This is a genomic window from Actinocatenispora thailandica (assembly GCF_016865425.1).
In the GTDB taxonomy this organism is placed as follows: Bacteria; Actinomycetota; Actinomycetes; order Mycobacteriales; family Micromonosporaceae; genus Actinocatenispora; species Actinocatenispora thailandica.
In genome coordinates this window covers 5,132,466-5,146,029 of record NZ_AP023355.1, presented here as the reverse complement: position 1 = coordinate 5,146,029, position 13,564 = coordinate 5,132,466, and the positions used below count along the sequence as shown (strand labels likewise).

Annotated in this window: 9 protein-coding genes; 8 read left to right on the top strand and 1 reads right to left on the bottom strand. The window is 70.1% G+C overall.

Going from position 1 to position 13,564, the window contains the following annotated elements; all coding sequences use genetic code 11:
* Positions 1–18 precede the first annotated feature (18 nt).
* From Athai_RS22955 to Athai_RS22945, 3 genes are all read left to right on the top strand, one after another.
* The gene (locus tag Athai_RS22955; protein WP_203963404.1) at positions 19–2,529 is read left to right on the top strand and encodes a GmrSD restriction endonuclease domain-containing protein; all 2,511 of its coding nucleotides are present in this window, start codon (positions 19–21) and stop codon (positions 2,527–2,529) included.
* Positions 2,530–3,001: 472 nt separating this feature from the next.
* Positions 3,002–5,119 (top strand): N-6 DNA methylase, encoded by a 2,118-nt coding sequence (locus Athai_RS22950; protein WP_203963403.1) that lies wholly within the window; start codon positions 3,002–3,004, stop codon positions 5,117–5,119.
* 108 nt (positions 5,120–5,227) lie between these two features.
* Positions 5,228–5,419 (top strand): hypothetical protein, encoded by a 192-nt coding sequence (locus tag Athai_RS22945; protein WP_203963402.1) that lies wholly within the window; start codon positions 5,228–5,230, stop codon positions 5,417–5,419.
* 332 nt (positions 5,420–5,751) lie between these two features.
* On the opposite strand, the gene Athai_RS22940 is transcribed toward Athai_RS22945, so the two are convergent.
* Positions 5,752–6,318, bottom strand: a complete 567-nt coding sequence (locus Athai_RS22940) for a macro domain-containing protein (RefSeq protein ID WP_203963401.1) — start codon at positions 6,316–6,318, stop codon at positions 5,752–5,754.
* A 123-nt stretch (positions 6,319–6,441) separates the two neighbouring features.
* Here Athai_RS22940 and Athai_RS22935 point away from each other — a divergent pair, with 123 nt between their 5' ends.
* The 5 genes from Athai_RS22935 to Athai_RS22915 are packed head-to-tail and all read left to right on the top strand — an operon-like array spanning position 6,442 to position 13,531.
* Positions 6,442–7,890 carry a DUF3375 domain-containing protein gene (locus tag Athai_RS22935; RefSeq protein WP_203963400.1) on the top strand — a complete coding sequence of 483 codons (1,449 nt, stop codon included), beginning with the start codon at positions 6,442–6,444 and terminating at the stop codon, positions 7,888–7,890.
* Entirely contained in the window at positions 7,887–8,477 is a 591-nt protein-coding gene (locus Athai_RS22930) for a DUF4194 domain-containing protein (protein ID WP_203963399.1), read from the top strand. The genes Athai_RS22935 and Athai_RS22930 overlap by 4 nt, the downstream gene beginning before the upstream one ends.
* The gene (locus Athai_RS22925; RefSeq protein WP_203963398.1) at positions 8,474–11,824 is read left to right on the top strand and encodes an ATP-binding protein; all 3,351 of its coding nucleotides are present in this window, start codon (positions 8,474–8,476) and stop codon (positions 11,822–11,824) included. The genes Athai_RS22930 and Athai_RS22925 overlap by 4 nt, the downstream gene beginning before the upstream one ends.
* Positions 11,817–12,986, top strand: coding sequence for a Wadjet anti-phage system protein JetD domain-containing protein (locus Athai_RS22920; RefSeq protein ID WP_203963397.1), 1,170 nt, complete (start codon positions 11,817–11,819; stop codon positions 12,984–12,986). The genes Athai_RS22925 and Athai_RS22920 overlap by 8 nt, the downstream gene beginning before the upstream one ends.
* Positions 12,983–13,531 (top strand): GNAT family N-acetyltransferase, encoded by a 549-nt coding sequence (locus Athai_RS22915; protein WP_239157107.1) that lies wholly within the window; start codon positions 12,983–12,985, stop codon positions 13,529–13,531. Before Athai_RS22920 ends, Athai_RS22915 begins: the two co-directional genes overlap by 4 nt.
* Positions 13,532–13,564 lie beyond the last annotated feature (33 nt).

Sequence of the window (13,564 nt, the reverse complement as noted above, 5' to 3'; positions counted from 1 at the left end):
ACCGTTGCTGGAGTCGACATGCAGGTTCGCAAGACCACGTTCGCCGAGCTGGTGAGTACGCCCAAGACGCAGTTCCGGGTTCCGCTGTATCAGCGTCCGTACAGCTGGGGCAAGAAGAACTGGGCCGCGCTGTGGGAGGCGGTGACCGAGCAGGCGAACGCCATCACCGACGAGGACGAGGCGGAACACTTTCTCGGTTCGCTCGTGCTCGCACCCGGTGTCCCGGCCGCCGGTGGCACCACCGTGTGGATCGTGGTGGACGGGCAGCAGCGACTCACCACCCTGTCGATCCTGCTGTGCGCGCTACGCGATCGGATCGTCGGCGAAGACCGGACGGTCGCCGAGGAGATCGAACGGACCTACCTGCTCAACAGCAGGCTGTCCAGCGAGCGGTGGAAACTGCTGCCCACCCAGGTCGACCGGGAGGGATACCGCGCGTGTCTCGACGGTCGACCGGGTGCCGGGAACGTCGGCGAGGCGTACCGGTTCTTCCAGCGCGCCGTCATGGCCTACGACGACCCGGACGACCCGCACGACCTCGAACGGCTGGAGCAGGCGGTCAGCCAGCGTATGGAGCTGGTCTGCATCACCTCCGACCGGGACGACAACGTGCACCGGATCTTCGAGTCGCTCAACAACACCGGCATGACGTTGGGCCAGTCCGACCTGCTGCGCAACTACCTGTTCATGCTGCTCCCCACGCGTGATGAACAGGTGTACCGGCGGCACTGGGAGCCGATGGAACGGCTGCTGGACCGCGAGGACGAGGGCAACACCCTGGTCGAGCTGCTCGCCTGGTACGACCTGGTGATGGACGGCAACGTCCGGGTACGCAAGGACAACACCTACGCACCACACCAGAAGGCGTTGGACGAGCTGGCACGGTCGGGCGGCGAGGATGCGGTCGTGCAGGTCGCGGCGCGCTGGCACCGGCGGGCCGAGTACATGCGACTGCTGTGGCACCCGGACGAGGAACACGCGGCGGGCGTCCGGCAGGGACTGCAGCGGTTCATCGACTGGGGCACCGACGCCGCCGACCCGGCGCTGATGCTGCTGCTGGAGCGGCGAGCCCACGGCACGGTGCGCAGCGACGAGATCGTCGAGGTGATGCGGCTCGTCGAATCGTTCCTGGTGCGCCGGATGCTGTGTGCGGTCCCGACCAACAACCTGAACCGGATCCTCAACACGCTGCCCGGCGAACTCGCCGAGGGGCCGGTCGTTGAGAAGACTCGCGCCTATCTGTCCCGGGAGCGGCACCGTTGGCCGGACGACGACCAGGTCGTCGCCTCGATCAGGGAGAACAACTTCTATTGGTCCGGCCGCCCGGCGCAACGCTTCTACGTGCTCCGCCGGCTGGAGGAGTACCTCGACCACAAGGAGCCGATCGCGTGGGACGACACCGCGCTGTCGATCGAGCACGTGCTGCCGCAGACGCTGAGCGCCGGCTGGCGCGCCGACCTGGCCGGCTGGTGCGCCCCGGACGAGTCGGTCGACGACGTCGCCGCCGAGCTGGAACACAACCTCGGCAACCTCACGCTCACCGGCTACAACAGCGAGCTCGGCAACCGTCGGTTCGCGGACAAGTGTTCGCTGTTGCGAGACAGCGGGTTGGCGATGAACCACGAGATCGCCACCGAACAGCGGTGGGGCCCGGCCGAGATCCGTGCGCGGGCCGAGCGGCTCGCCGAACGGGCACTTGCGCTGTGGCCCGCACCGCTGCCACGAGAACACGCCCGGCCGGTCTCGCAGCTCAAGTGGAAGGCCCTGCACCAGGCGCTCGCCGCGATCCCGGCCGGGTCGTGGACGAGCTACGGCGACCTCGCCGAGCTGATCGGCAGCCATCCGGTGCCGGTGGGGGCGCATCTGGCGAGCAACGCGGCGCCCAACCCCTGGCGGGTGCTCAGCGCCGACGGCACGGTGTCCCCGCAGTTTCGCTGGCTGGAGCCGGACCGTGCCGACGACCCGCTGGAACTGCTGCGGTCCGAAGGCGTCAAGGTCGACGAGTCCGGACGGGCCGACCCGGCGGCGCGGATGACGGCCGCGGAGCTGGCCGGCGAGCTGGACATCGACCTGTCGGAGCAGGGCGAGGACCGGTCCGATGACCGCCGGGATTCGTTCGAAGGCCTGCTGGAGCACAACCAGCGGGCGGAGACCGTCGCCGCCGTTCGTCACCTGTTGGCGTTCTGGGACGATGCTCCTTCGAGCTGGCTCGGCTTCGGCACCGGCAAGGAGACGAGCTGTTTCCTGTTCACTCAGACGCGAGACGGGCACATCTGGCCGTTCACGCTGTACCCGGTGAGCGGGCGGATCGAGGTGGTCTTCCAGCATCTGAAAGGGCGGCATCCGTTCGACGACCCTGCCCTCCGGGAGGAGTTCCGTCAGGTGTGCAACACCATCGGCGACGTACAGATCCCCGCAGCCAAGATCGACCTACGCCCGTCCTTCGACATGGCACAACTGTCCGACCCGACCGCACTCGCCGCCGCCAGTTCCGCCCTCGACTGGTTCCGCCAGGCCGCAACTGAGTGAGAGTCGTGTCGAGGCGAGGTCGCCGCCGTGGGCGCGGGTGCGAGAAGCAGGATGCCGGCGTCCGGGCACGAGCGCGGCGGTGTCCCAGCGGGATTGTGTGCCGTCGGTGAGGTGGACAGGAACGTCGTCCAAGCGGTGCGCGAGGCTACCAGCACCGGCCCCCTCGCGGTCCTCGGAATCACGGACGCCGACCTCGACACGGTGACCCGCTCGCTGACGTGACGGGACAGCGAGACCGCCCGTAGCCCGTGCAGTTAACAATCCTGGCGCACGCGAGTGCGCTAGTGCGGCAGTGTAGACGGGCGGCTACGTTGGAGCCATGACGAGGAAGGTTCGAGCCGAAAAAGCACCGATCAGCGCGCTGAGCGGTCTCGATTTGAGGTCATGGCAGGGCGAGAGTGCCGGCGTACTGCTCGCTCAGGTTAACAAATCGACTGCAACGTCGGCCGAGGGAGAGGCCGCAGATCCGCACGTGGCGCTGGTGAGCCAGACCGCGATCGCCGGTCGTGCCGGGGTCAGCCTGGGTGCGGTGAGCAACTGGAGCAGGCGGCACGCGGACTTCCCGGCTTCCGTCGAGACCGTGGCGGGCCGGGAGCTGTTCGCCGCCGACCAGGTGGCCGCCTGGCTGGACGGCCGGCGCATCCCCAGCAACGCCCTGCGGCCCACCGAGCGTTCCGGGCGCACCTATGGCCAGCGGTTCCGGTCGGCCGGTCCAGACACCGACGCGACCGAGAACGATGGCGCGACCGAGCACGACGGCGCGACCGGGACGCCGGAGGCGGTGGTGGACGACCTGTTGCAAGCGCATGTGTACCGGCGCATCGGCGAGCCGCGATACCGGCAACTGCTGCTGGACCAGATCGCGGCGATGGGAGTCGGCGGGGTGCCGGCCGCCGGCCAGCCGGCGGCGGACGAATCGAAGGTTCGGGACGCCGTCAAGACGATCCTGGCCAGCAGGAAGATCACCGATGCCGCAACCGCGGCGCCGGTGTTCGACCGGCTCGTCGACCGGTTCCAGCTGCGGGACAAGCGCCGCAGCAGCGAGCCCGTCACGCCGCCGACCGTGGCCGAGCTGGTGGCCAAGCTCGCCCCGGTCGGCATCAGGGCCGCCTACGATCCGTACTGCCGGACGGGCGAACTGCTGGCCGCGGTCGTGGCCGGCCTGCCCTGCCGTGACCTCCTGGTCCGTGGCTGCGTACCTCCACACCGCAGCCCACGGCTGGCGCAGCAGCGGCTCGGCCTGCACGGCGTTCTCCTCGACGTCCCGCCGAGCGCTCCGCTGGACCGCGCCCGGGAACGCTTCGACGTGGTGGTGTGCAACCCGCCGTTCAACGCATCCCTCGGCATGTTCGCGCCGGGGCGGTCCTGGCCGTTCGACCGGCCGCCGGACAACAACGCCAACCTCGCCTGGCCGCAGCACGCCTGGGAGTCGCTCGCCGAGCCCGACGGCCGGGCGTTCGTGTTGATGCCGAACATCGCCGCGGTGTCCGGCCATCCGAACGACCGGGCCGTCCGGCAGGCGATGCTCGATTCGGGCGCGATCGAAGCGGTCATCGCGCTGCCGGAAGGTCTGTTCGCCGACACCGGCGCACTGACCATGCTGTGGGTGCTGTGCCGGCGCGGCGCCGAGCGGGTGCTGTTCATCGATGCGACCTCGGCGGGGCTGCGCGTGCACGGCCGAACCGTGTTGGCCGACCCGGACGCGATCGCGCGCTGCTACCGCCGCTGGCGTGTCGGCGCCGACTACCGGTCCGCCCAGGTGCCCTGTCAGGAGGTGCACACCGACGACGTCGTGCGCGCGGACTGCTCCGTCGACCCGCGTCGCCATGTCGCCCTCGACCCCGATCCGCGCACCGTCGGTGCAGATCAGGAACGATTCCTCGGCGCGGCCGTGACCGACCTGCAACGGGCCCGAGATGCGGTGGCGGAACTCTCCCCGGCACCGGTATCCGCGCTGACCGATGCGAGGACGCCGGTACGGCGACGTCGGTCGGTCCGGCTCGACGAGCTGTGCGAGGTCCAGCCCGGGCCATCCAGCCGACGACTGAAGGAGGTACCGGACGGCGGGGTGCGGATCCGGTTGGTCCGCCCACGGCACCTGGACGACGGAGCACTGGCGGCCGAGCTGGACGACATCTCCGTGGTGAGCACGCCGGACCGGTCCCGGTACGAACTGGAACCCGGTGACCTGGTCTGCGTGCGCAAGGGCAGCGTCGGAGGAATCGCCTTGGTCGACGCGGCCGCCGCCGGCGCGATGTTCGACACCGGGCTGATCCGCCTCCGGGCGCGCCGAGACGTGGTCGATCCTCGCTACCTGCTGCGGTGCCTGCTCCGCCCGGACGTCACCCAATGGCTGCGACGCAACAGCGGGGGCAGCGTCGTCCGGTCGATCCAGTCCCGGCGGCTCGGCGAACTCACCGTCGAGGTGCCCTCGATGGAGGCGCAGCGCAGTATCGCCGACCAGCTGGACGCGGTGGAGCACGAGCTGACCGCATACCGCGCCGCCGCCTCGGCGTCCGCCGCCGTCCGGGAGGCGCTGACTCGCCAGCTGCTCTCGGTGGCCGTGGACCATCCCCACCACGAGCGCTGACGCATCGCGCGCCGCCAGCGAGCCCAAGCCTTGCGGGATACGGCCCGCAACAGCGTCGAACCGTCCTGCCGGGCGGACTCATCTGGACCGATGACAGAAGGAGTACCCGTGAGCCTGATCTCGCAGCTCGCCGTGCCGACGGCGGTGGTGGCTTCGCTGGCCCTGCTGATCGTGTGGGACGCCATCCACGACGACGCCCTCACCCACCGTCTCGACACGCTGCTGCGCACGGTGCTGACGACCGTCGAGACCTGTTGGCTGGCCTCCCGCCGCAAACGCCGGCGAAACAAACGCCATTAGCGCGATCCCGACGCGGCTGGACTGCGCAGGCGTCGGGGTCGGCGCTGTTGGATGTCGCCGCGGCCCGGGGCCGGGCACGGCGCACCGGCGGTGTGCTCGACGGCAACGACGACACCCGTGGCCGGGAGCCCGATCGGCTGCAACGGCCGTGCGAATCCGCACGGCCGGCGGCGGTTGAATCACCGACCCGAAGCCAGTGCTCGTGTCGAGCTGAAGCGGTTCGCCGGCCGATTGCAGGAAGGACAGCAATTTTCGAACCTCGACGAGCGAGGCTTCCAATGCGCGTTCCGAGTATCGAGCCAGGATCTGGACAAGAACTGCCCGTGCCGGATTCATCGGCGGCCGGTGGCTGTACGCATGTCGGCAGCGGCAGGCGGCCCTCCCGGTGGGTAGAGCACGACGTGCACGTCGGGATCGAGCCTGCCCAGCACCGAGCGAATGCGTGGTTCGACCTCAGCCCACGGCAAACCCCCGTTGCCGCAACCCAGCGGCGGGACAGCGATCGAGCGGATGCGAAGTTCGCGTGCGGTGCGCACGAGATCGTCCAGACCTCGCTCGATGGCGGCAAGCCGCGATCGAGCGCGCCAGTGCCCCTTGGTCGGGAAATTGATCACGTACCGAGGCCCGGTGGGCGCCCCGGTCTGCCAGACGTGCATCCGCCCCAATGTGATGGCACCAGCCTTGGCGTCACGCTGGTACGTTTCGTACATCTTGGGGTATGCGCGGCGGAACTGCAGCGCGATGCCCCTGCCCATCACGCCGACCGTGTTGACTGTGTTGACCAACGCATCGACGTCGGCGTCCAGCAGATTGCCGTGCGCTTCGGTGATCATCGCCGTCCGTCCCATGGTCCAGAAGTACCAGCCGGCTGTGACACGAACCTTTTTTCCGAGCTCCACGCCTGCAGCTTCGGCCGGACCCGAATCCAGGGGTGGGGAGCTGGCGAGTCCGTCCGGCCGTTGGCGGCGTCGTGACTGTCGTAGCCGCGCGATACGGTCGGGGCGCTCGGATGGGGAGGTGGGATGGAGTACGACGAGTTGGTGCGGTTGCGGGACGGGAGTGCCGGGTGGCGGTTGTTGCGGGCCGATCATGCGCCGTTGGTGCTCAGCGTGCTGGGGCAGGTGTTCGTCGACGACAACGAGCGGTCGGTGCCGGCGGCGCGGCTGGTGGAGGTGCTCGACGACCATCTCTACGCGCTGAACGAGCGGCTCGGTGCGGGCACGTTTCCGCGGCCGGCGAAGGCGTACCTGGACGAGTGGGCTCGGCCCGAGGTGGGGTGGCTGCGCAAGTACTATCCGGCCGACTCCGACGAGGCGCATTTCGATGCGACGCCGGCGGTGGAGCAGGCGTTGTCGTGGGTGCGGTCGCTGGCGCCGCGCGAGTTCGTGGGGACCGAGTCCCGGCTGAACCTGATGGTCGACCTGTTGCGGCAGATCGCGTTCGGTGCGGAGGAGGATCCGGACGTGCGGCTGGCCGAGCTGCAGCGGCGCCGCACCGAGCTGGACGCCGAGATCGAGCGGGTGCGGTCCGGCCGGCTGGACGTGATGGACTCCGTCGCGCAGCGCGACCGGTACCAGCAGTTCGTCGGCATGGCGCGGGGGCTGCTGGCCGACTTCCGGGAGGTGGAGGCGAACTTCCGGCAGCTGGACAGGGAGCTGCGAGAACGCATCGCCGGCTGGTCCGGCGGCAAGGGTGAGCTGCTGGACGAGATGCTGCACAGCCGGGACGCGATCGGCGAGTCCGACCAGGGGCGCAGCTTCCACGCCTTCTACGACTTCCTGCTCTCCCAGCGCCGCCAGGACGAGCTGGAGGACCTGCTGACCCACGTGCACCGGCTCGACGCGCTGCGCGCCTCGGCCGACCCGAAGCTGCGCCGGGTGCACTACCAGTGGCTGGTCGCCGCCGAACGCACCCAGGCCACCGTGCGGCTGCTATCCGACCAGCTGCGCCGGTTTTTGGACGACCAGACGATCGTGGAGAACAAGCGGGTGCTGGAGCTGGTGCGCGGCATCGAGGCGACCGCGCTGCGGCTGCGGGAGGCGCGGCTTCCCGGGCCGGGCAGCACGCTGGACGCGCTGGCCCCGACGGTGTCGCTGCCGATGGAACGCCCGCTGTACCAGCCGAGGTCCGAGCTTGCCGTGGACAGCGGCGAGATCCGGGCCGGCGAGTCGGACTCGGACCTGTCGTTGCTGTTCGAGCAGGTGTACGTGGATCCGGCGCGGCTGGCCGAGCGGGTCGGCGACGCGCTGTCGCGGCAGCCGCAGGTGCGGCTGGTCGACCTGGTGCACACCCATCCGATCGAGCAGGGGCTGGCCGAGCTGGTCGGGTACTTCGCGCTGTCCGAGCCCGGCTTCGAGACGGTGTTCGACCCGCAGCGGTCCGAGCGGATCGGCTGGCGGGACGAGTCCGGCGCGCGGCGGGTGGCGACGGTGCCGGCGGTCAGTTTCGTGCGGGCGGAGGCCGGCCGGTGAACCACGATCCGGACCTGGGGCTGGTCGTCACCCACATGATGAAGGGTGTGGTCTACCGGGACGGCCAGCCGGAGGTGTGGCGTGCCCTGCTGCGGCTGCGCACCCAGGCCCACGACCACGTCGGGGTGCTGGGGCTGCGGATCGACATCGACGAGGCGGAAGGGTACGCGTTCCTGCGGTCCCGGCCGCAGGGTGACGACGAGGCGGCGCTGCCCAGGCTGGTCGCCCGGCGCTCGTTGTCGTTCCACGTCAGCCTGCTGGTGGCGCTGCTGCGCAAGAAGCTCGCCGAGTTCGACGCGGCGAACAGTGACACCCGGCTGATCCTGACCCGGCAGCAGATCGTCGAGTCGGTCTCCATCTTCCTGCCGCCCGGCAGCAGCGAGGCCCGGCTGATCGACCAGATCGACACCCACATCGGCAAGGTGGTCGAGCTGGGGTTCCTGCGCAAGGTCACCGGCACCGAGCACAGCTACGAGGTGCGGCGCATCATCAAGGCGTTCGTCGACGCGCAGTGGCTTTTCGAACTGGACGAACGGCTCCGCGAGTACGCCAGGCAACTCGCACCGGACGGCGAGGGGGAGGCGTGAGCGTACACGGGTTCCGGCTGCGCCGGCTGGAACTGTTCAACTGGGGCACGTTCGACGGCCGGGTCTGGAGTTTCGCGCCCGACGGGGCCGACTCGCTGCTGACCGGCGACATCGGCTCCGGCAAGTCGACGCTGGTGGACGCGGTGACCACGCTGCTGCTGCCGGCCAACAAGATCTCCTACAACAAGGCGGCCGGCGCGCTGAACCGGGAACGCAGCCTCCGCTCCTACGTGCAGGGGTACTTCAAGTCCGAGCGCAACGAGTCGACCGGGGTGGCGCGGCCGGTCGGGTTGCGATCCGGCAGCTGCCTGAGCGTGCTCCTGGGCGTGTTCGGTGACGCGGCCAGCGACGAGACGGTCTCGCTGGCGCAGGTGTTCTGGCTGCGGGACGGCCAGCCGGGCCAACCCGACCGGTTCTTCGCGGTGTCCGACGCCGAGTTGACGATCGCGGCCGACTTCGCCGACTTCGGCTCCGACATCGGGGCGCTCAAGCGGCGGCTGCGGCGCGGTGGGGCGAAACTGTCCGACTCCTTCCCGCAGTACGGCAAGGAGTTCCGGCGCCGGCTGGGCATCCGCTCGGAGCAGGCGATGGAGCTGTTCCACCAGACGGTGTCGATGAAGTCGGTCGGTGACCTGAACGACTTCGTCCGCGACCACATGCTCGAACCGTTCGACTCGGCCGGCTGGATCGACCGGTTGGTCCGGCACTTCGAGGACCTGACCAGCGCGCACGAGTCGGTGGTGCAGGCCCGCGACCAGCTCGCGCTGCTCGACCCGCTGCTGGGCGACTGCGACAAACACGAGAAGGCCGCCGGGCAGATCGCCGAGTTCGACGCGCAGCGCGAGGCGATCCGCTACTACACCGCCGACCTGCAGGAACGCCTGCACGGTGCGGAGATCGACCGGCAGAACGCCACGATGGCGCAGCTGGAGTCCGCCGGTGCGGCCTGCGCGGCTCAGCTGGGCGAACTCGACCGGGAACGCGACGCGCTGCTGGCCGAACGCGCCGGGCACGGCGGCACCCGGCTTGCCCAGATCGAACACCTGATGCAGTCGTGCGGGCAGCAGCGCGACGAACGGCGCAAACACGCGGAACGGATGGCCGCCCTGGCCGGGCAGGTCGAGCTGCCCGAGCCCGACTCGGCCGAGCAGTTCGCGGTCTTCCGGCGGTCGGTGGCCGACGAGCGGCAGTCGACCGCGAAGCGCCGCGAACAGATCCAGCAGGACCAGACCGACGCGCAGCTGGCCGTTCGCGAACTGACCAGCACCGTCGACGAGATCAACGCCGAGCTGCGCAGCCTGCGGCAACGCCGCAACAACATCCCCGCCTGGCTGGTCGCCCTGCGGGCCCGCATCGGCGCCGAACTGAACGTGCCCGATGACCGGCTGCCGTTCGCCGGCGAACTGATCCAGGTCCGGCCCGAGCATGCCGACTGGGAAGGCGCCGCCGAGCGGGTGCTGCACGGCTTCGGGATCTCGCTGCTGGTCGCCGAGCAGGACTACGCCGAGGTTGCTGCCTGGATCGACCAGCATCACCTCGGCGGCCGGCTGGTCTACTACCGGGTGCCGGCCGGGCGCCGGCACCCGCCGGAGCCGACCGGGCCCCGGTCGCTGGCGTCGAAACTGCAGATCAAGGATGGCCCGCTGGCCGGCTGGCTGGCCGAACAGGTGGCCCGCCGCGCCGGGCACGACTGCGTCGAGACGATCGACGAGTTCCGTCGGGCCGAGTGGGCGGTGACCCGCGCCGGGCAGATCAAGAACCGCGGCGGCCGGCACGAGAAGGACGACCGGCACCGCATCGACGACCGCGGCACCTACGTGCTGGGCTGGAGCAACGAACAGAAGATCACCGCGCTGCTGGCCGAGGCGACCGGCATGCACACGAAACAGCAGCAGGCGATCGAGCGGGTCGATGCCGCCCGCAGGCAGTTCGACGCAGTCGACCACCGGCTGCAGACGCTGATCACGCTGGGCGAGTTCACCGACCACGAGCAGGTCGACTGGCGCGGACCGGCCCGGCAGATCGCCACCCTGCAGGCCGAGAAGGACGAGCTGGAGTCCGGGTCCGGTGCGCTGGCCAGGATCGCCGCCCAACTCGACACGGTCGAGCGGCAGATCACCGAACAGCGCGCCCGGCAGGCCACCATCTCCGGCGAGGTGGGCGCCTGCCGCAACACCATCGAGCAGGCGCGGCGCGGGCAGCAGCAGGCGGCCGCGGTGCTGGCCGAACCGGACGCAGTGTCGGCCACCGCGCACTTCCCGGCGCTGGCCGAGCACTTCGACCCGGCGCCGACCGACGCCGTCGGCTGCGAACGGCGCGCCGGCGAGGTGCAGCGCACCCTGACCGCCCGGCGCGACCAGCGCTCCCGCGGACAGCAGCAGCTGACCGCGCGGATCGTCAACCAGATGGCCGCGTTCCGCAACCGGTACCCGACCCAGACCACCGAGATGGACGCGGCCATCGCCGCCATCGGCGAGTTCCGCGCCCTGCACCGGCGGCTCGCCGGCGACGACCTGCCCCGGTTCGAGGCCGACTTCAAGCAGTACCTCAACACCAACACGATCCGGGAGATCGCCCAGTTCCGGTCCGAGCTGAGCCGGCAGGCCGACCTGATCAGCGAGCGCATCGACACCATCAACGACGCGCTGGTCGACATCGACTACAACCCCGGCCGGTTCATCCGGCTGGAGGCCACCCGCACCCAGCTCACCGAGATCCGGGACTTCCGCACCGCTTTGCGCGACTGCACCGCCGACACCATCGGCGACGACTCCGACCAGTACTCCGAACAGAAGTTCCTGCAGGTCAAGCAGATCATCGAACGGTTACAGGGCCGGCCCGGGCAGGCCGACGCCGACCGGGGCTGGGCGCACCGGGTCACCGACGTGCGCAACTGGTTCACCTTCGCCGCCTCCGAGCGGAACCGCGACGACGACACCGAGTACGAGAACTACACCGACTCCGGCGGCAAGTCCGGCGGGCAGAAGGAGAAACTCGCCTACACCATCCTGGCCGCCTCGCTGACCTACCAGTTCCGGCTCGGCGAGCCGAACGACACCGCCCGCACGTTCCGGTTCGTGGTCATCGACGAGGCGTTCGGCCGCGGCTCCGACGAGTCGACCCGGTTCGCGCTGCGGCTGTTCGAACGGCTCGGGCTGCAGCTGATGATCGTCACACCGCTGCAGAAGATCCACGTGATCGAGCCGTACGTGTCGGCCGTCGGCTTCGTCGACAACCCGACCGGGCGCTTCTCCCGGCTGCAGACCCTGACCATCGCCGAGTACCGGAAACGGCAGCAGCGGCACGCGATGGGTGCAGGCAACGAGCCAGGTACCGAGAATGGCTGACTGGACGACTGCCGACGACGTCGTGGCGCAGCTGCGACGCCGATGGGATCGCGGTGAGCTGGTGGCGAGCGCCAGCGGCGTCACCGAATGGTCGCCGGTGTCGGTGCGGCTACGCGGCCCCTCGGCTCGGGAGCTGGCGAACCAGTTCGGGGCCGTGCAGGACTGGGCCGCCCGGTGGCGGGCCGACGGTCGCGGCGTCCGGGTGGAGTGGAGGCCGGTGGGCGGAAGACTGGTCGGCACGAACAAGCTTCCCGCTGTCGTATGGGTCGACTCCGCGCAGCAGCTGTGCAGCCTGTTGCGAGTCGGTCCGGTCGCGCGGAGCTTCAACACCGCGCACCAGCAGACCACCCAGCTGGTGCCGGCTCTCGCGGACTGGGCCGTCGCGCATTCGGCCACGGTGCTGCGCTGGCTCGACGACTGGGAGGCGCTGCTGCGCACCGTGCGCTGGCTGGACGAGCACAGCGGCTCCGGCAGCTACCTGCGTCAGATCGACGTACCGGCCGTCGACACCAAGTTCATCGAGAGCCATCGGGGCATCCTCGCCACCCTGCTCGACCAGGTCCTGCCCGCCGGACGGGTCACCGCGTCCGCGCCACCGGCACGGTTCGCCACCCGGTACGGGTTCGCCGACAAACCCGACCGGCTGCGGATGCGGGCGCTGGCCGGAGACGTCTCGCTTGGCGGGCCGTTCACCGACGTCACCGTCCCGGCGGGCGAGCTCGCCCACCATCCCATCGCTGCCGACACCGTATTCGTGGTCGAGAACGAGGTGACCTTTCTCGCCTTCCCCACCGTGTCAGGTGGGCTGCTGCTGCTCGGTGGCGGGTACGCGGTGTCCCGCCTCGCCGCCCTGCCGTGGCTGGCGGAGCGTCGGCTCGTCTACTGGGGTGACCTCGACACCCACGGTTTCGCCATCCTGCACCGGCTGCGAAGCGCGTATCCGCACACGCACTCGATCCTGATGGACCGTCCGACGCTGCTTGCGCATCGGTCGCAGTGGGTGGCCGAGCCGCAGCCGGTCCGGGACGACCTGCCGCTGTTGACCGAAGCGGAAGCAGCAGCGTACGACGACCTACGGCACGACGCACACGGCGACCGGATCCGGCTCGAACAGGAACGGATCCGCTTCGACCTGGTTCGTGCCGCGGTGGCTACGAGGTGACCTGCATCAAGGCAGCGACGATCGGTACGCAGCGGTTGGAGTTGCTGCCGGTTCGGGTGGAGTATGCCGAGGAGATGGCTCGGGTGTTGGGTGATCCGGCGCTGCACAGCTACATCGGTGGGGCGCCGGAGACCGTGGAGCAGCTGCGCTCGCGCTACGAGCGATGGTGCGCGGGCTCGCCCGACCCGACGGTCACCTGGCTCAACTGGGTGATTCGGCTGCGGAGCGACGGTCACCTGACCGGTACAGTCCAGGCGACCATCGCTCCCGAGGACGACGGCGTGGTCGCCGAGGCCGCCTGGGTGGTCGGTGCCCCATGGCAGCGCCGGGGCATCGCGACCGAGACCGCCGGCGCGCTCGTCGATTGGCTCGCGGCGCAGCCGGTGCACGAGATCACCGCGCACATCCACCCCGACCATGCGGCGTCGGCCGCAGTGGCCGCAGCGGCGGGCCTCACACCTACGGACCGCTGGCAGGACGGCGAGCGCCGGTGGCGGCGACGCATCCAACGGCGCCCGGGACGACTGCCGCCGCGGATTCCATGACGTGTTCCTGCCGAGGGTCAAGGAGATCACCCA

Excerpts from the sequence above, each read along its gene's own strand:
- Athai_RS22955 (WP_203963404.1), top strand. The coding sequence starts at position 19 with ATGCAGGTTCGCAAGACCACGTTCGCCGAGCTGGTGAGTACGCCCAAG.
- Athai_RS22935 (WP_203963400.1), top strand. The coding sequence starts at position 6,442 with ATGGAGTACGACGAGTTGGTGCGGTTGCGGGACGGGAGTGCCGGGTGG.
- Athai_RS22920 (WP_203963397.1), top strand. The coding sequence starts at position 11,817 with ATGGCTGACTGGACGACTGCCGACGACGTCGTGGCGCAGCTGCGACGC.